The sequence below is a fragment of the Massilia luteola genome, assembly GCF_034420155.1.
Lineage (GTDB): Bacteria > Pseudomonadota > Gammaproteobacteria > Burkholderiales > Burkholderiaceae_D > Telluria > Telluria luteola.
On the sequence record NZ_JAXOFN010000030.1, the window covers coordinates 54,537 to 72,879 of the forward strand.

Consider the following 18,343-nt stretch of genomic DNA (forward strand, 5'->3'; position numbering starts at 1 on the left):
GCACTCCCTGCCCCGGTCTTGGCCGGGGTTCTGAACGGGATGATTGTTGAGGGTCCGCCTCAGGCGGCGAGTTGCTTGGTACGTTTGGCGCGCGTCGCCAGCCAGCAAAGGATCGCGCCGCCGCACACCATCGCCGCGCCCTGCCAGAAGGCCAGCGACAGCGGTGCGCGCAGCAGCAGTGTCGACAGTGCCGCCGACAGCACCGGGATGAAGTACGAGGCACCCGCCAGGATCGTCACGTTGCCGTGCAGGATGCCGATATTCCACGCACCGTAACCAAAGCCCATCGCCGCAGCGGCCAGCAGCAGGTAGACGATGGCTTCAACGCTGAACACCATGTGGCCGCCGCCCTGCAGCAGATACTTGATCCACAACGTCGCCGCGACGAGGATGAAGAACAGGGTCACGCCGTTCTTGCCATCCGCGATCCGCGCCGTCACCGTGCAATACCCCGCCCAGATCAGGGCGCCGGCGAACGCCAGGCCATAACTGAGCGGGTTGTCGCGCACGTTGTGCAGCATGCCCGCCGGATCGAAGCCCTGCGCCCCACCGAGCACCCAGCAGATGCCGATGATCGACAGCACGAACCCCGGCACGATCAGGAAGTTGGCTTTCTGCCGGTTGAACAGGATGGCGGCGACGATGGTAAACGTCGGCCACAGGTAGTTGACCATGCCGACCTCGATGGCCTGCTGCGCCGTATTCGCATAGCCGATGGACAGCGACAGGCACAGCTCGTAGGTCACGAACAACAGGCTGCCCCAGACCAGGTAGCGGCGCGGGAAGTCGCGCAGCTTCACGGGTCCTGCGGACAACAGCAGGAACACCGACGCCACGCTGTACATCATCGCGGCGCCGCCCGTCGGGCCAAGGTGGTCGCTGACGCTGCGGATCAGGCCCACGATGGAGCTCCACAGCAGGACGGCCGTCAGTCCGATCAGGGTGGCCTTGTTCGTGTTGTTCATTGCGCGTCGACCCAGATGGTCTTGATCTCGGTGTACTGGTCGTGCGCCCACTGGGATTTGTCGCGACCGCCGAAGCCGGACTCCTTGTAGCCGCCAAACGGCGTCGTGACGTCGCCTTCGCCGAAGCAGTTCACCGTCACCACGCCGGCGCGGATCGCGCGCGCCACCTTGATCGCATGGCGCAGGTCGTCCGTGTACACCGAAGCCGCCAGCCCATACACGGAGTCATTGGCGAGGGCAATGGCCTCGTCGACCGTCGTGAACGTCGTGACCGACAGCACCGGACCGAAGATCTCTTCCTGGAACAGGCGGCTGTCCGGGCCCACGCCGTCGACGACGGTCGGCTGCACGTAGATGCCGCGCTCGGTTTCTCCGCCCACGACCACGGTAAGCTTCTCGGTTGCCGCCTGCTCGATGTACGAGCGAACCTTCTCGAAGTGCGCCTTGCTGACCATGGCGCCGAGGCGGTTTTCGGGGTCAAGCGGATTCCCCATCTTCCATTCCTGGATATGTTCACCGATGCGCTCCAGCAGCGCGCACTTGATGTCGGCATGGACGATCAGGCGCGACGATGCCGAGCAGTTCTCGCCCATGTTCCAGAACGCGCCGTTGACCAGGTGGCGGGCGACCGCATCGAGATCCTTGACGTCGTCCAGCACGACGGCCGGGTTCTTGCCGCCGCATTCCAGCACGACGCGCTTGAGGTTCGATTCGGCCGCGTATTGCAGGAACAGGCGGCCCGTGTCGGTCGAGCCCGTGAAGCTGACCATCGTCACGTCGCGGTGGCGGCCCAGCGGCTCCCCGACGTCGCGGCCGCCGCCGGGCAGCACATTGAAGACACCCGCCGGCACGCCCGCCTGGTGCGCCAGCTCGGCCACGCGCAGCGCCGTCAACGTTGTTTCCTTCGCGGGCTTGACGACGATCGGGCAACCGGCCGCCAGCGACGGGCCGATCTTCCAGGCCAGCATCAGCAGCGGGAAGTTCCACGGCAGCACGAGGCCGACGACGCCGATGGGCTCGCGCACGACCAGCGCCAGCGCGCCCTCGCCCACCGGGGCCGTGTGGTCGTAGATCTTGTCGATCAGCTCGGCGTGCCAGCGGATCGTGTGGATCGCTTCCGGTACATCGGTGTTCTGGCATTCGCGGACCGGCTTGCCGCTGTCCAGGCTTTCCATCACGGCCAGTTCGTGCGCATGCGCTTCCAGCAGGTCGGCGAACCGCAGCAGCGTGTGCTTGCGCGCGGCGGGCGACTGGCCGCTCCAGCGGCCATCGTCGAACGCGGCCTTGGCGCACGCGACGGCCGCGTCCACATCCTCGGGGCCGCAAGCGGCGATGTGCGCGAGCACCTTGCCCGTGGCCGGGTTCGTCGTCTCGAACGTCTTGCCCGACAGCGCGGGGCGGAAGGCGCCGTCGACGAATGCCTGCGTCGGCAGGACGATGGTTTCGGCCAGCGCCGCGTAGTCGAGGGCGGAGAGCAGCGCGGCCATCAGGCTTGTCCTCCGACGATGGCGGCAACGTCGCGCTTGAGTTGGGAAACCACGACTTGCAGGGCTTGCTGTTCGCTCTCGTCGAGACCCTGCAGCGGCGCCCGCACGCCGCCCGGACGCAGGCCGGCCAATGCGCAGCCATGCTTGATCGACTGGACGAACTTGCCGCCTTCCAGATAATCCATCAACGGCAGCATGGCCGACATGATGCGGCGGCCCTTGTCGAAGTCCTTCTCGACGGCGCACGCCTGGTACAGCGCGATGTGCTCGCCCGGCAGGAAGTTCGACCCGGCGCACACCCAACTGCGCGCGCCCCAGGCAAAGAATTCCAGTGCCTGGTCGTCCCAGCCGCACGACAGGGAAATCTGCGGGAACTCGCGCGCCAGCATGTGCAGCTGTCCCATCTGGCCCGAGCTTTCCTTGATCGCGACGACATTCTTCGACGCCTGCGTGACGATGCGGAAGAAGTCGCGGCCCATCGACATGCCCATCCGGCCCGGATAGTTGTACAACATGATCGGCAGCCCCGCGACCGCGTCGATGGCCAGTGCGTGCGCGGCATTTTCCTTCTCGGTCGGCAGCGCGTACGGCGGCGTGCCGACGAGGATCGCGTCGGCCTTGATCGCCTTGGCCAACTTGGCGTACTCGATGGATTCCTCGGTGCGGATCGCGCCGGTGCCGATGATCAGTTGGGTGCGGGTGCCGATCACTTCCTTGGCGAGGGTCGCGAGGTCCACGCGTTCCTGCGTGGTGTGGGCGTAGTACTCACCGGTCGAACCCGCGATGATGATGCCGTGCACGCCTTGGGCGATCAGGTATTCCAGCACGTCGGCGAATGCCGTCTGGTCGATGGCGCCGTCGGTGTTGAGGGGCGTGATCGCGGGGGTGTAAATGCCTTCGAATTTCATGATGGTCTCTTTGAATGATGGATTAACGTTTGAGCGACGAAGCCTGCTCCAGGCTCATGCCGCGGGTTTCGGGCGCCAGCAGCAGGGACACGAACAGGCCGATGAACGACACCGCGGCGGCCACGTACATCGTGTTGCCGATGCCGATGCTGGCCAGGGACATCGGCACCAGCCACGTGCCGATGGCGGAGCCGACGCGCGTCATCGACGACCCGATGCCGACGGCGAATGCGCGGACTTCGGTGGGGAACAGTTCGTTCGGATACACGAGTTCGAGCACTTGGGCGCCGCCGATGAACAGGGCGTACGCACCGAACAGCAGCAGGACCGCGACTTCGGCACCGTTCGAGAAGACGCCCAGTCCCAGCAGTGCGAGGCTCGACCACAGGAAGCTGTGGATGACGAGAGGACGACGGCCCATCGTGTCGATCAGGCGGGTAGCGATGATGCACCCCACGACGAACAGCAGGGTGATTGCCACCGAGCCGTAGGATGCCCAGTCGCCTTTCAGGTGCAGCGCTTCCAGCACGACCGGCGCAAAGGAATACACGGCGAACATCGGCACGACGGCGGCGGTCCAGAACACGATCACGAACAGCATGCGCTTGCCGTAGCCGGAGTGCAGCATGTCGCCAAGGGACACCTTCTTCTCCGACAGTTCCTGCGGCATATTCGCTACCGAGAACGACGGACCATACACTTGCTTGATGACATGGTTCGCCTCGTTGAAGCGCCCCTTGCTGACGAGCCAGCGCGGCGACTCGGGGGTGCCGATGCGCACGATGAACAGCAGTGCACCCAGCACAGCGCCGCTGGCCAGCACCCAGCGCCAGGCGTCGACACCTCCGCGGGCCAAAATGAAATTGCCGACCATGTAAGACAGCGCGGCGCCGACGAACCACAGGATGGTCAGGCCAGCCAGGCGCGGCCCGCGGTTCTTTTGCGGCAGGAATTCCGTCAGCAGCGAGCCCGCCACGGGGTACTCCAGGCCGACACCCATGCCGACCAGGAAGCGGAGGAAGAACAGGGACACACCGGATTCGACCCACAGAGAGCCCAGTGAACCCACGATGAACAGGACGGGACCGACGAAGAACAGGCGCCGACGCCCGACCTTGTCCGTCAGCCAGCCGCCGAGGAAGCCGCTGCAGAACGTGCCCAGCATTGCGGATGCGGCGACCAGCCCCTGCCAGAATGAGTCGAGTTTTAGATAATCCGAAAACTGCACGATGGCGACACCGATAATACTCAGGATATAACCATCCAGAATCCATCCACCACCGGAACGCAATGTCATCAATTGATGAAACCCATTTAGAGGCACGTCCTCGATGGACATGAATGACGCTTCTTTGATTGCCGTATTACTTTTACCCATGACTGATGTCTCCTTTAATATAATCGTGCGGGTATTGAATGAATCAGCTTTCCATTCCGGCCTTTCGTTGCCCCCACCACAAGGTGGCGTTGACGCCAATCGATAAAAACGGTTCCGGGGGCAAGGTATTAGGACCCGACGTCGACAATAAAAAATCGATCAATTCGTGGCGTTTGCCGGCAATCAAGTCTGCGAGCAAGGTCCCGGTGACGGTGCCGCGTGTTACGCCCAGGCCGTTGCAGAACAGCGCACCGTAGACATTCGGCGCCAGCTGGCCGAAAAAACCTTTGTGGTTCTGCGTCAGCGCCAGCGAGCCGCTCCACGTGTAGTCGAACTCGACGTCCGGCAACATGGGGAAGCGCCGCTCGAACGACAGGCGGTGGTTGCGAATGAAACGCTCCAGGCAGTGCGGCTTCGACTGCTGGTCCGGATTGAAACTGAAGCTGTTGCGCATCAGGATGCGGTTGTCGTGCGTGCGGCGCACCGTGCTGCCGAACGGATCGGCCGGGATGACGCCCCAGAAGTCCTTTCCGCCCAGCACCGCCTGCTCAGCATTGGTGAGCGGCCGGGTCAGGCTGGCGTACAGATACATCGGCAGCACGGTGTGCTTGAGAAAGCCGAAGCGTACGCCGAACGCGTTGTTGGCCAGGATGAGCTTATCCGCCGTGATGCGGCCGCGGGCGTGACCAAGGACGACCTTGTCCCCATAGTCCACGTTACTGATCGCCGTGTTTTCATACAGCGTCACGTTGCTCGGCAACGTATCCGCCAAGCCTTTGACGAGGGCCGACGGTTGCACGAGCATCGTGCCGGGCGTGAATAATGCCTGGCGGTAGAACGACGTGCCGATATGGTCCGGCAGGTCCTTGCCGGCGATGACTTCGTACGGTTCACCCAGTTTGTCCAGGCCGCGCCGGTAGGCCTCCAGCACGGCGATACCGCGGTCTTCGACGGCCGCCTGGTATTTGCCGCTGGGGCGCATATGGCAGTCGATGCCGTGCTGCTCGACCAGCGAATGGAGGATGGTCTGGCCCATCCGGTTGAGCTTGAGGGTACTTCTGGCAATGTCGATGTCGCCGATATAGTCGTCCGCGCCGATATCGTGCGGCAGGTCGATGGCAAAACCGGCATTGCGACCGGATGTGCCGAAACCAACCTCCTGCGCATCGATCAGCACAATTTCGTCTTCAGGAAAATTCGATGCCAATTGCCGCGCCACGGCCAGGCCGGTAAATCCGGCACCTAAAACGGCCCAGCGGGTCTTTTTCTCTCCATGATGCGCGGGCCTGGCTTGTCGCGCCGGCGCGGTGTGATACCAGCCGCACATTGCATCGTCTTTAGGGATTGCGGTAATTCGCGTCATTTCTGTCTCCGCATTACAGGCAGCCGTTATTCGAAATAAGCCCGGCTTATTGCCTATATAATGTTTTCGTGATGAGGAGAGTCTAGATTTTCGGCGATTGCGGCACAATCGACTTTTCTTCCGCTAAATTGATAACATGGCGTTATGAATCAACATCCCTCGACCGACCAGACCCTGCTCAAGATGCCGTCGCTGCGCGCGGTGCGCTCGTTCGTCGCTGCGGCCCGCTACGAGAGCTTTACGCGCGCCGCCGACACGTTGTGCGTGACGCAGGCCGCGATCAGCCGCCAGATCCGCGAGCTGGAAGAACATCTCGGCACGATCCTGTTCGAGCGGGTCGGGCGCTCGGTCAAGCTGACGCCAGCCGGCGCGATCTTCTTCGAAGCGGCGCAGCTGTCCTTCCTGAATATCGCCCAGGCGGCGGCCCGTATCCGCAAGGACTATGGGACGCACGCAAGGCGCACCGTGGTGGTGTGCTGCTCGCCCGCCTTCTCGGCCTTGTGGATGGCGCATCGGCTTCCCAGTTTCTTCACGGCCAATCCGGACATCGACCTCGACCTGGTCACCACACAGAACTTCCTCACGCTGGAGCCGGGTACCGATCCGGACGTCTTCATCACGAAGATGGCGCGTGTGCGGGACAACTACGTCAGCGTGCCGTTGTTCCACGATCGCATCTATCCGGTGTGCACGCCGGCCTATCTAGACGAGCATCCCGAGATCCGCAGCCTCGAGGGTCTCAGGGACGGCGTGCTGCTGAACCTGAGCCCCTACGGCCGTTCTCAGGTAGCCGAACACGTAGACTGGAGCGTGTGGCTGGCGATACATCATCTGGACATCGAAGACCGACTGCTGCACGGTGCGCACTACTTCAATGCTAACGACTATATTCTGCTCATACAGATGGTGCTGGGTAATCAGGGGGTCGCGCTGGGTTTCGATCACCTGGTTTCGCCCTACCTGCAGAAGGGCTTATTGGTCAAGCCGGTCGAGCACGAGCTGGTGCTTGAAGAGACACGTCACTACTTCGCGTATCGAGAAGATAAAGCGAATGACGATGCATTGAACCGGTTTCGAAGCTGGTTTTTCGACCAAGGTGACCTGACGATGGCGACAGGGCGCACCGCATAAAAAGCGGCCTCGCCGATGCTCCGGCAAGGCTGCCATTCAGGAAAACGACGAACGACGCTACAGATTACGGCGCCGGCACACCCTGCACCTTCGGCGCATACGGCATGTAGAAGATCGAGCCGGGCCACGACGGCGTACGCACGTTGTAGCGCGGTGCTGCGCTGACGTAGTTCGCGCCGTCGTGCCCTGCTCCACCCAGCCCGTGATCTTGGTGACCAGGTCGATGTTGTCATCGCCTTCGCCGCCGGCGCAATGGCCCACACCGGGCACCAGGTACAGGCGGGCAAATTCATCGACGGCGCTGGCGCCCATCTGCTTCTGCATCGCTTCGTGCCGGCACTCGACGCGGCGCGTCGCGGACGTTGCCGAGAAGCGCGAATCGTTCGAGGGCGAGAAGCGTGCGAAGCTGGCGTCGGGCGTGCTCGGGCTGGACATGCACAGCATGCGCGAGCCGCTCGCGAAAGCCGGGTTGAAGTATATCGACTGACACGCGTCACAAGCGCTTTCACGATACGGCGGCATATGCGAATATCCGCCGTGGTGCCATAGCAGCTTCCCGTTTCGCGCACTTTCCGGAGAGCGATCCATGGACACTGACCGCATGCTGAACGTCGCCGAGCTGACGCAGCTGGCGACGGCATCAAAGGTCGTGAAACGTGCCTGCGCCTGCGCCGACGAACCCGTCCCCGGGCTGCACGCGCATCTCGGCCGGCTTTCCCGAACAGCAGATGCGGGTGGTCGGAACCTTGGCCGGCGCCCCGTATATCGAAGCGACGTATGCCGAGTACGACCCGGCGACGGTTGGATACTGGTCGGCGCACGCGTCGATCGCCTTACGCCATTTTCCTTACAACCGCTGCAACGTCCTGCAATGCATCGAATGCGGGCGTGCCTGCCTCACATATGACGAGGCTGGCGGCTACTATGTCGAACCGAGGATCCGCGCGCTCGATCCCGAACTGATCGTGGATGCGGCAATCGACAACTGAGCCGGTCTCGCTAAGATAAAAAAGCTCGCCAGAGCGAGCTTTTCAACCACTGGGCAAAAGTCTAAAAAAGAAACTCACTCCCACTCGATCATCAATGGCTTAGCTAAGCCGTTGAATTTTAGAGAAGTTCTCAATCGCTGTCTCGGCGATACCATGAGCGATACCATGTTGGACGCGTCATCGATTCACCTCGCATTGAATGCCATGTCTCATCAATGGAATCAAGGGCTTGCATGCGGACCTTCTTCGTGCAGACGAAGCTGGCTGCAAATTTACGCCGGAACGTAGCGATCACGCGCCCGACGCGCCGGTAGAACCTTGCAACAGCCGGTTGAACGCCGCTGGATGCGTCACGTTGATACCGTGCGATGCATCTGCAACTCCGCATGTCCACGGGTCCGCCCACTCGGCCAGCTTGTCCGCGTTATCGCGGCACATTCGCGGACTCTTTTGGCCCACAACGAACGGCGTCCGGCACAGGACGTCGCGCGCGCCGGTGCGGGTGTATGCGGGAAACGGGTCCCGGAACTGCTTCGGCAACGTGGCGGCGTTGTCTACCGCCATCGTGTGGAAACCCGAGGGGCTCTTGCGCCAGATACCGGGCTCCTCACCATTACCGAACATCCTCGCGCACATCGTCCAGCAATACCTGCAGCGGATGCCGCAATCGACGTCCCGTATAACGCTTGACCTGGCTGCGGCAGGAATAACCGGTGGCGAGCGCCTCACCCGCATCTTCCGGCGCATCGACATGGCCGGCCCAGGACTGCTCGTAGATCACGCGCGACGTGCGCGCGTTGCGCGCCTCGTGGCCGTAGGTGCCCGACATGCCGCAGCAGCCGGCCGGCTGCGTCCGAAGCTCAAGGCCGCGCCGGCGAAACAGCAGCTCCCACTGGCGCGTGCTGTCCGGCGCATTGGTCTTCTCGGTGCAATGGGGCATCAGGCGGAACAACTTCGCGCCGGCCTGGGGCGCGCCCGGCGGCATGACGTCGAGCAGCCATTCCTGCGGCAGTTCGACCGGAGGCACCTCGCCGACATCCGGCACCTTGGTATATTCCTGGCGGTAGGTAAGCGTGATGGCCGGGTCCAGGCCGACCAGCGGTATCCGTGTCTCGTACAATGCACGCAGCTGGCCCGCGTTGCGTATCGCGGCGCGCGCGAACGCGTCCAGGAAGCCTTGTACGTGCAGCGGCTTGCCGTTCGGGTTGAGCGGCGCCAGCCAGACCTGGTAACCCAGCCGTGCCGCCAGCTCGATGAACGCCGCGAGCAAATCCGTCTCGAAGTAGCGGGTGAACGTGTCCTGCACGAGGATCACGCTGCGCGCACGCTGCGCCTGCGTCAGCGCGGACAGCGCCCGCGGCGTCGCCGGCCGCACGCGCCAGCGGCGCAAGGTCTCGCGCAGGTCGTAGCGGCTCAGAAGCGGGCTGTCGACCATGCCCGCGCGCTCGGCCAGCAGCTTGCGTCCCCAGCGGCTGCCCATGATGCCGTTGTACAGCGCCGGCATGCGGGCCATCGCGGGGATCGTGAATTCGAGCGAGCCGATGAGGTAATCGCGCATGGGCCGCAGGTAGCGGCGGTGATACAGTTCCAGGAAACGCGAACGGAAGTCGGGCACGCTGACCTTGACCGGGCACTGGCCCGCACAGGACTTGCATGCCAGGCAACCGGCCATCGCGTCGTACACCTGGTGCGAGAAATCGTCGGCGCCGCGGCGCGCGGCGCGGCTGTTGCGCCAGCGCGCGAGGAGGCTCGTCACGAACGGCTGCGGCGTGCTCGCCACGTCCAGTACGTTCACGCCCGCTTGTCCCTGCAGACGGAGCCACTCGCGCATCAGCGACGCCCGGCCCTTCGGCGAATGCACGCGTTCCCGCGTGGCTTTCCACGACGGGCACATGGCGTCGTCCGGATCGAAGTTGTAGCAGGCGCCGTTGCCGTTGCAGTGCATCGCGGCGCCATAGCTCTGCCAGACACGCTCGTCGATCTGGCGATCGAGCTGGCCGCGCATGGGCACTTCGTCGATCTTCAACAGCATCGTCTTGCTGGCGGCCGGCACGGCGATCTTGCCGGGGTTGAACTGGTTGTACGGATCGAAGGCGGACTTCAGCTGCTGCAGGAACGGATAGAGCTCACCGAAGAACGCAGGGCCATACTCGGAGCGGACGCCCTTGCCATGCTCACCCCACAGCAGGCCGCCATAGCGCTGCGTCAGCGCAGCCACGCCATCCGAGATTGGACGCACCAACGCGGCCTGGCGCGGGTCCTTCATGTCCAGCGCGGGCCGCACGTGCAGCACGCCGGCATCGACGTGACCGAACATGCCGTATTGCAGATCGTAGCTGTCCAGCAGGGCGCGGAACTCGGCGATGAAATCGGCCAGCTTCTCAGGCGGCACCGCCGTATCTTCGACGAAGGGTTGCGGCCGGGCCTCGCCCTTGACGTTGCCGAGCAGGCCGACCGCGCGCTTGCGCATCGCGTACACCCGCTTGACTTGGTCCTCGCCCGCCGCCACCGTGTGCCCCAGACGCAGCACCGACGTGTCACCACGCAGATGCCCGATGAAGGCCTCCACGCGCGCATTGACTTCCTCGGGATCGTCGCCGCTGAATTCGACCAGGTTGATGCCCAGGGTCTGGTGCCGGTCGTCGGGCGGGAAATATTCGCCCACGCTGTTCCACACGATGTCCTGCATGGCCAGCATCAGCACGCGCGAATCCACCGTCTCGATCGACAGCGGACGATGGGCCAGCAAGGCCTGCGCGTCGCGCAACGCATCCATGAAGCCGGCGTACTGCACGTTGACGAGCGCCGAATAGCCCGGTACAGGCAGCACGTTCAGCTTGGCCTCGACGACGAAACCAAGCGAGCCTTCGGCGCCGCACAATACGCTGTTCAGGTTGAAGCGGCCGTCCGCCTCGCGCAGGTGCGCCAGGTCGTATCCGGTCAGGCAGCGATTCAGTTTCGGGAACTTCGCCTCGATCAGGGCCACCTGCTCGTCGACGATGCGGCGCGCGGTGCGGTACACGATGCCGGCGCGGTCCTGGCGCGCGCAGAGCTTCTCGAGTTCCGGCTCGTCGAGCGGCGTGCTGTGGATACGCTCGCCGCCCAGCAGCACGAAGTCCAGCGACAGCACGTGGTCGCGCGTCTTGCCATAGGTGCAGCTGCCCTGTCCGCTCGCATCGGTATTGATCATGCCGCCGATGGTGGCGCGGTTGGACGTGGACAGTTCGGGTGCGAAGAACAGGCCATGCGCCGCCAACGCGGCATTCAGCTGGTCCTTGACGACACCCGCCTGCACGCGCACCCAGCGTTCGGCCACGTTGATTTCCAGGATGCCGTTCATGTGCCGTGACAGGTCGACCACGATGCCGTTGGTGAGCGACTGGCCGTTGGTGCCGGTGCCGCCGCCGCGCGCCGTCAGTACCACATCCCGATAGTCCGGCTTGGCCATCAGCATGGCGACCCGCTGCACGTCCTGCGCGTGCTTGGGGAAGATCGCCGCCTGCGGCAGGCGCTGGTAGAGCGAGTTGTCCGTCGCCAGCACGGTGCGCGTTGCGTAGTCGGTCGAGATTTCACCCGCGAAGCCGGTCGCCTTGAGCGCGACGAGGAATGCCTGGGTCGTGTCCGGCAGCGCCGGACTCATGCGGGTAAGTGGTGCGATCTGCATGGCTGTGTCAGAAAGTGTGAGTCATGCCGAGAGCGACGCCGTACCTGCGCACGGCGACGGTCTCCCGGTAGAGGTCGGAGAACAAGGTCGTGCGCTTGGACAACGCATGGACATAGCCCGTAGCGATCTTGCGGGTGGCCGGTGCCGCCTCGACGCCGCCCGCGTGCCGCGTCGTACCGAACGCGAGGCGCAGCGTGTCGGCGGAGCCCACCGCATAGGTTGCCGCAGCCGTGTAGTTGTCCTCGTGATGCGGCGCGCCGGCCAACCGGACCTGCCCGTAGGTGCCCATGACGGTGAACGCGCCCAGCGCCCAGGACGCGCCCGCGAACCGGATATCGTCGTCGCGCCAATTGCGTTCGTACGACAGCCCGATGTCGACCGGTCCTTTGATGTAATCGGCGGCATAGCTGGCGGTGCGCCCGGGCGCGCCCGGCCTGCGCTCCAGTTCCGACGCCACGTGCAACTGGAAGCCGCCGGCGCTGGGGCTGTCGTAGAACACGCCGTTCGAGATGCGGCTGTAATCGGCATAGTTGAGGGCGAAGCTGGGATCGGAGTTGTAAGACCCGTTCTGCCAGGCGCCGACGGACCCCATGTACTGGCTGTCGTACCAGGGGTCATAGCGCCATTTCTGCGCCCAGAACGGCGTCAGCGCGCGTCCGATGCGCATCGTGCCCCATTGCTTGCTGCGCAGGCCGACCGTGCTTTCGCCCTGAAACAGCACGCCGGTTTCCATGCCGCCGGTGTCGGGATAAAAACGCATTTGAATATTGAAGATAGTTTCCAGGCCTCCGCCCAAATCTTCGGCGCCGCGAAAACCCAGCCAGTTGTTCAGGCCCCTGCTCAGGATGGGCGATGCGCCGCTGACCTTGACCAGGCCCACGTCGAAGTGACCGTAGACCGTCACTACCGATTGCTCCGCCTGGGCAGCGGAACAGACAAACACCATCCCCAGCGCGGCCGTGCCGAACTTGTTCATGCTACGTCTCCTTATTATCGTTGTCATGCACGGGCGGGTATGTTCCCGCCTCCGTGTCAGGCTGCCTGGTACGTCGTTTTGACCCGGGTGAAGAACTGTCGCGCGTAGGTGCCCTGCTCGCGCGGTCCCAGGCTGGATGCGCGGTTGCCGCCGAACGGCACGTGGTAGTCGACACCGGCGGTGGCGAGGTTGACCATCACCATGCCGGCCGAGGACCGGCGCTTGAAGTCCTCGGCATGTTTGAGCGACTGGGTGACGATGCCCGCCGACAGGCCGAACGGCGTGTCTTCCGCCGCGGCCAGCGCGTCCTCGTAGCCGCCCACCTTCAGCACGCACAAGACCGGCCCGAAGATCTCTTCGCGGTACACGCGCATGTGCGGTTGCACGTCGACGAACACGGCCGGCGAAAAGTAGTGCGCGCCGGCGGCGTTCGCCAGATATTGTCCGCCGCACGCCAGCCTCGCACCTTCCTCCTGGCCGATGCGGACATAGTCGAGGTTCTGCTCCAGCTGGGTGCCGTCAACCACCGGACCGATCTCCGTGTCCGCACTGCGTGCATCGCCGACGCGCAGCGCTTCGGTACGCGCCACCAGCCGCTCGACGAAGGCGTCGTGGATGCCGGCGGTGACGATCACCCGCGAACTCGCCGTGCAGCGCTGGCCGGTGGAGTAGAACGAGCCCTGCACCGCTGCCTCGACCGCGGTATCGAGGTCGGCGTCGTCCAGTACGACCAGCGGATTCTTGCCGCCCATTTCGAGCTGCACCCGTACCAGCCGCTCCGCGGCGATTTGCGCGACCTGGCGGCCCGTTGCTTCCGAACCGGTGAACGTGATCGCGTCGATTCCGGGCGACCGCAGGATCGTGTCGCCGACGGTTCGCCCCGGCCCGATGAGCATGTTGAATACGCCCGCCGGCAGGCCGGACCGCGAGATGATGTCGGCGAGCGCCCAGGCCGACGACGGCACCAGCTCAGCCGGCTTGAACACCACCGCGTTGCCGAAGCACAGAGCCGGCGCGATCTTCCACGCAGGGATCGCCATCGGGAAGTTCCAGGGACTGATGATGCCCACCACGCCGACCGGTTGGGTGAATACGTCGATGCCCACGCCGGCGCGGACCGAATCGTACTTCTCACCGTTGGCGCGCAATGCCTCCTGCGCGTAGAACTTGAACGAGCGACCGGCCCGGTCAACCTCGCCCAACGCTTCGCGTACGATCTTGCCCTCCTCGCGTGCGAGCAGCTCGGCAAGCTCCTCGCGCCGCGCGAGGATGTCGGTGCCGATGCGATCCAGGACATCGGCACGCAGTTGCGGATTACTGGTTCGCCACGCCCGGCTGGCGCGGACCGCCGCATCGATTGCCGTCTTCGTGAGCGCAGCGTCCGCACGTGCAAATCGGTCGACCACATCGTCCGGACAGGACGGGTTGCGGTTTTCCAGGATGGCGGCGTCGACGCCGGCCTCGACGAAACGGCCGTCGACAAAACTGGTTTTGATTGCTGAAGTCATGCGGCTACCTTGTGAATGGCAAAGATGGGCGTCGCGCCATTGGCGAACTGGACGATGTTGCCGAACGCCTTGTCGAGCAAGTCCTGCATCGCGTCCTCGCTGCTCCAGGCCACGTGCGGGTTGAGGATGAAATTGTCGTGATCCGCGAGGCGGAAGATGGGATCGTCCGGACGGACGGGCTCGTCGACCAGCACGTCCAGCGCGGCGCCGCCGATGACGCCGGCGGACAGCGCCTCGACCAGGTCGTTCTCGTTGACGACGCCGCCGCGCGCGGTGTTGATCAGTACCGCGTCCGGCTTCATTCGCGCCAGCTCGGTGGCGCCGATCATGTTGCGTGTCTCGTCGTTCAGCGGGACGTTCAGCGACAGCACATCGCTACAGGCCAACAGGCGTTCCAGCGGAATGTAATCGTCGCCCTGGAACTCGCCCTTCTTGTCGTAGAACCAGACGGTCATGCCCAGGCAGCGTGCCAGCTCCGCAAGCCGCTGGGCGATCGCGCCATTGCCGATGATCCCCATCGTCTTGCCGCGTACGTTACGGATGCGGTAATCGAAATAGATGTTGCGCGCAGCGGTTTCCCCGCGATGTACCTTGCACATCAGCCGGTGGTAGGCGGATGGCCGGCGGATGAGTTCGAACATCATCGCCAGGACGTGCTCGGCAACCGTATTGGCGGCATAGCCCGGCACGTTGGTGACCACGATGCCATGTTCGGCGCAGTAATCGAGATCGACGATGTCGGTGCCGGTCAGCGCCAGGGAAATCATCTTCAGGTCCGGTAACTGCCGCAAATGCTCGGCACGCAGCGGCACGCTGCAGGTCAGAGCAACCGTCGCGCCCCGCAGGCGCTCGACGACTTGTTCCGGTGCGGTATAGGGGTAGCTCTGCCAGGTGTGCGCAAACGGCAACGCCGGCAATCGTACCGAGGGTCCGATGCCCTCGTTGTCAAGGAAAACGATATGGTGAGACATGAACTTATCCTGGGAGTGAGTGTCACTTCTTCTGGTTCGGCACGTAGCCGGCGGGCGCCAACGAGGTCAGGAAGCGCGTCACTGCGCCGGCATCCCGGTCCTGGTCTTCGAGCGATTCCTTGCGCACCAGGGCATCGCGCACCATGCGCGCGCCGACAAAACGAAACGGCTCGGGCGGAAGCAGTTTCATTTTCTGGTCGACCAGGCCGCAATTGGCCCACTCGTCATTGGCACCTTCGACCAGCGACTTGATGATGCGGCTGGCGAATACGGTGGTGGCAACCCCATTGCCGGAAAAGCCGATGCCGAATACGATGTCCGGATGTCCCGCCAGGTGGCCGAAGTTGGGCAGGCCCTTCATCGCACGGTCCAGCGGACCGGTCCAGCTGCTTACGACAGGCACATCCTTCAGGCTGGGATAGAACGAGCGCATCTCCGCTTCGACGGCCTCTGCGGCCGGACACGGCTTGTCATAGAGCGCGCCGATTTTCGAGGCAAACGCGAACTGGCCGAGAGGTTTGCCGAACACGATGCGGCCATCCGGGGTATTGCGCCAGTAGTTCAGGACGGTGCGCGAATCGGTCACGCACACGCCATCCTTGAGACCCGCCGCGTCCAGGCGCGCCTTCATCGGTGCGGTCGCCACCATGTCGCTGGACATGACCACGATCATGCGCTTCAACTCGGGGAATTGTGCACCCCAGGCATTCATCGCGATGACGACCTTGTTGGCCTTGACCCGGCCACGCGGCGTATGGACCACCGGCGGCGAACTGCGTTCGAGCCTGGTCAACGGCGTTTTCTCGAAAATGCGCACGCCCATCTCGATCGCGACGCGGCGCAGGCCCCGTGCCAGCAAGGCCGGCTGCACCGTTGCGGCGTTCGGATCGAAAATGCCGGACAGGATGCGCGGCGAGCCCGCCTTCGCCCTCGCCTCCTCCGGATCGATCGCGCGGAACGGATTCGCGTTATGTTTGTTCAGGCTCTCGGTCAAAATGAGCCAGGAATTGTGCTGGCGTGGATTGCTGGCGGTCCACAGCCATCCATCCTTGCGGTATTGCGCGTCGATATTATGTTCGCGGCAGAAGTCCCCGATCTCGTCGACCGCGGATTCGGCGGCTTCGCAAATGCGGCGCGCTTCGCTTTCTCCGCAGATCTTCATCAACGACAGGTATTTCGCCCACCAGTTGTTGGCGAGGCCGCCATTGCGGCCGCTGGCCCCGGCGCCGCAGCGGTCTTTCTCGATGATCACGACGTCGAGCGCGGGATTGCCTTTTTTTAGCCGGATTGCGGACCAGAGCCCCAGATACCCGCCACCGATGATGCAAACGTCGGCTTGCGTCGTGCCTTCCAACGCAGGCGCCAGGGCGCCGTCACGATCGAGCGCTTGCGCATACCAAAAACCACGGTACATGATGCATGTCCCCAATGTAGATTGTCTTAGAACCTCCATTCTCGGGGTCAGGATGTAGTCGTGATATCACGTTAAGGACAATTCGTAGGACGTGCGCAGCCCAAATGAAAATATTTTCGAGGCAGGATTTTCGTCGCCCCTACTTGTCCTAAATATCCTATTTTTCGGACTTTGTATGACATACGGGACGGGTATGTACGTGTAAACTACGTCACGCCTACATCTTTCGTCGTGCAGGAGACAGTGATGGATCGCAAAATCGAAGACTTCGAAACGCCCGATGTCGATGACACCGACACCGAACGGTTACCGAACAAGCCGGACCTCCGGGTCGGCTTCATCCTGATGAACCATTTCACCTTGGTGCCCGTGGCCGGCCTGGTGGACTCGCTGCGTTTTGCCGCGGACAAGTCGTTCAGGAGTCGCCAGATCTTCTGCCAGTGGGATTGGATGACGTGCGACGACAAACCCGTCGTTGCCAGCTGCGGCATGCCCATCCTGCCGACCAAGCCTTTGGGCGACCTGGAGGCCTACGACTACATCGTCCTCGCTGGCGGCCTGCTGGACGAAACGCGCCATCCGCCGGACTGGCTGCTGGATACGCTGCGCAAAGTGCACGCCATGGGCAAGCCGATCGTCGCACTGTGCTCGAGTTCTTTTGTCCTGGGCAAGGCGGGACTGCTCGACGGCCGCCGTTGCGCCGTCCATTTCACGATCCGCGACGAATTCACCACGCGCTTCCCCCAGGCCACGGCGGTGGTCGACCAGAGCTACGTCGACGACGACGGGATCATCACTTGTCCCGGCGGCACGGCGATCGACCTTGCGGCCAGCATGATACGGCGGCATTGCGGGGATATTCGCGCCCAGAAGGGCCTCGTGTATCTGTTGGAGGATACGGCGCTCAAACACGCTTCCCAGGAAACCCCTGCCGACAGCGAACCCCATGTCTACCAGAACGAGATGGTGCGCAAGGCCATTGGATTCATGCGCCAGAACCTGGATGTGGCAACGACGCTCAAGGAAGTCGCCGACCATGTCGGCACCAGTCCGCGCCAGCTGCAAAGGGCATTTCTCAGCAATACGAATGATGCGCCGGCCAATTACTGGCGCAAGCTCAGGCTCGAACACGCGCGCAAGAAGCTGGCGAATACCAGCCTGAGCGTCACGTCGATCGCCGTCGAGTGCGGTTTCTCGGATGCGTCGCACTTTATCTTGTGGTTCCGCAAGCAGTATGGGGAAACGCCGGCGTCATATCGCAAGCGCCGCCACGAAGTGGAACGCTTGCTCGTGGTGACGTAAATTGCGGGGCTACAGGGGGTGTACCAGATTCTGTGTAAACGAGTCTTTGTTTAAGTCTGCGGCACGCGGTCTTCAAACTGGATGGCGAAGCGGTTTAGCGCAGCTTTCCAGTCCCGTATCGGCATCGTCCACTTCTTGCTGATGTTGTTCAGGGCGAGATAAAACAGCTTGCTGACAGCTTCGTCGGTTGGAAAGGAACTGCGGGCCTTGGTCACTTTTCGCAGGCTCATGTTAATCGATTCAATAGCGTTCGTGGTGTATATCACCTTGCGGATTTCCGGCGGGTA

16 protein-coding genes and 1 pseudogene are annotated in these 18,343 nt (G+C 63.3%); 4 read left to right on the top strand and 13 right to left on the bottom strand.

Annotation, left to right across the window (positions count from 1 at the left end):
* Positions 1 to 59: 59 nt before the first annotated feature.
* The 5 genes from yddG to U9J41_RS24050 are packed head-to-tail and all read right to left on the bottom strand — an operon-like array spanning position 60 to position 6,101.
* Positions 60 to 965: an aromatic amino acid DMT transporter YddG gene (gene yddG / locus U9J41_RS24030; RefSeq protein ID WP_322404667.1), complete on the bottom strand. Its 906-nt coding sequence runs from the start codon at positions 963 to 965 to the stop codon at positions 60 to 62.
* Complete coding sequence (locus U9J41_RS24035) at positions 962 to 2,452, bottom strand: aldehyde dehydrogenase (protein ID WP_322404668.1); 1,491 nt, start codon at positions 2,450 to 2,452, stop codon at positions 962 to 964. The genes yddG and U9J41_RS24035 overlap by 4 nt, the downstream gene beginning before the upstream one ends.
* On the bottom strand, positions 2,452 to 3,360 hold the full coding sequence (locus U9J41_RS24040) for a dihydrodipicolinate synthase family protein (protein ID WP_322404669.1): 909 nt from the start codon (positions 3,358 to 3,360) through the stop codon (positions 2,452 to 2,454). The genes U9J41_RS24035 and U9J41_RS24040 overlap by 1 nt, the downstream gene beginning before the upstream one ends.
* 22 nt (positions 3,361 to 3,382) lie before the next feature.
* A complete protein-coding gene (locus U9J41_RS24045) occupies positions 3,383 to 4,738 on the bottom strand; it encodes an MFS transporter (protein WP_322404670.1) in 1,356 nt (451 codons plus the stop codon).
* A 43-nt stretch (positions 4,739 to 4,781) separates the two neighbouring features.
* Positions 4,782 to 6,101, bottom strand: coding sequence for an NAD(P)/FAD-dependent oxidoreductase (locus tag U9J41_RS24050; protein ID WP_322404671.1), 1,320 nt, complete (start codon positions 6,099 to 6,101; stop codon positions 4,782 to 4,784).
* A 144-nt stretch (positions 6,102 to 6,245) separates the two neighbouring features.
* Here U9J41_RS24050 and U9J41_RS24055 point away from each other — a divergent pair, with 144 nt between their 5' ends.
* On the top strand, positions 6,246 to 7,232 hold the full coding sequence (locus U9J41_RS24055) for a LysR family transcriptional regulator (protein ID WP_322404672.1): 987 nt from the start codon (positions 6,246 to 6,248) through the stop codon (positions 7,230 to 7,232).
* Between the two features lie 57 nt (positions 7,233 to 7,289).
* Here U9J41_RS24055 and U9J41_RS29370 read toward each other — a convergent pair whose 3' ends face one another.
* Complete coding sequence (locus U9J41_RS29370; protein ID WP_425261030.1) at positions 7,290 to 7,556, bottom strand: tannase/feruloyl esterase family alpha/beta hydrolase; 267 nt, start codon at positions 7,554 to 7,556, stop codon at positions 7,290 to 7,292.
* 40 nt (positions 7,557 to 7,596) lie between these two features.
* Here U9J41_RS29370 and U9J41_RS24060 point away from each other — a divergent pair.
* Positions 7,597 to 7,719 (top strand): annotated as a pseudogene (locus tag U9J41_RS24060) (4-carboxy-4-hydroxy-2-oxoadipate aldolase/oxaloacetate decarboxylase); the annotation flags it as partial.
* A 169-nt stretch (positions 7,720 to 7,888) separates the two neighbouring features.
* Positions 7,889 to 8,221, top strand: coding sequence for a hypothetical protein (locus tag U9J41_RS24065; protein ID WP_322404673.1), 333 nt, complete (start codon positions 7,889 to 7,891; stop codon positions 8,219 to 8,221).
* A 291-nt stretch (positions 8,222 to 8,512) separates the two neighbouring features.
* On the opposite strand, the gene U9J41_RS24070 is transcribed toward U9J41_RS24065, so the two are convergent.
* Genes U9J41_RS24070 through U9J41_RS24095 form a run of 6 tightly spaced genes read right to left on the bottom strand, consistent with a single transcriptional unit; the run spans position 8,513 to position 16,754 of the window.
* Positions 8,513 to 8,845, bottom strand: coding sequence for a hypothetical protein (locus tag U9J41_RS24070; RefSeq protein WP_322404674.1), 333 nt, complete (start codon positions 8,843 to 8,845; stop codon positions 8,513 to 8,515).
* Complete coding sequence (gene ydiJ, locus U9J41_RS24075; protein WP_322404675.1) at positions 8,835 to 11,885, bottom strand: D-2-hydroxyglutarate dehydrogenase YdiJ; 3,051 nt, start codon at positions 11,883 to 11,885, stop codon at positions 8,835 to 8,837. Before ydiJ ends, U9J41_RS24070 begins: the two co-directional genes overlap by 11 nt.
* Positions 11,886 to 11,892: 7 nt before the next feature.
* Positions 11,893 to 12,861, bottom strand: a complete 969-nt coding sequence (locus tag U9J41_RS24080; RefSeq protein ID WP_322404676.1) for a porin — start codon at positions 12,859 to 12,861, stop codon at positions 11,893 to 11,895.
* Positions 12,862 to 12,917: 56 nt separating this feature from the next.
* A complete protein-coding gene (locus U9J41_RS24085; RefSeq protein ID WP_425261035.1) occupies positions 12,918 to 14,357 on the bottom strand; it encodes an aldehyde dehydrogenase family protein in 1,440 nt (479 codons plus the stop codon).
* Between the two features lie 8 nt (positions 14,358 to 14,365).
* Positions 14,366 to 15,340, bottom strand: a complete 975-nt coding sequence (locus tag U9J41_RS24090; protein WP_322404678.1) for a D-2-hydroxyacid dehydrogenase — start codon at positions 15,338 to 15,340, stop codon at positions 14,366 to 14,368.
* Between the two features lie 22 nt (positions 15,341 to 15,362).
* On the bottom strand, positions 15,363 to 16,754 hold the full coding sequence (locus tag U9J41_RS24095) for an NAD(P)/FAD-dependent oxidoreductase (RefSeq protein WP_322404679.1): 1,392 nt from the start codon (positions 16,752 to 16,754) through the stop codon (positions 15,363 to 15,365).
* A gap of 246 nt (positions 16,755 to 17,000) precedes the next feature.
* Between U9J41_RS24095 and U9J41_RS24100 the strand changes: the two genes are divergently transcribed.
* Positions 17,001 to 18,056 carry a GlxA family transcriptional regulator gene (locus tag U9J41_RS24100; protein WP_322404680.1) on the top strand — a complete coding sequence of 352 codons (1,056 nt, stop codon included), beginning with the start codon at positions 17,001 to 17,003 and terminating at the stop codon, positions 18,054 to 18,056.
* A 50-nt stretch (positions 18,057 to 18,106) separates the two neighbouring features.
* On the opposite strand, the gene U9J41_RS24105 is transcribed toward U9J41_RS24100, so the two are convergent.
* A partial coding sequence (locus tag U9J41_RS24105) for a transposase (protein WP_322401109.1) occupies positions 18,107 to 18,343 on the bottom strand: 237 nt, incomplete at its 5' end.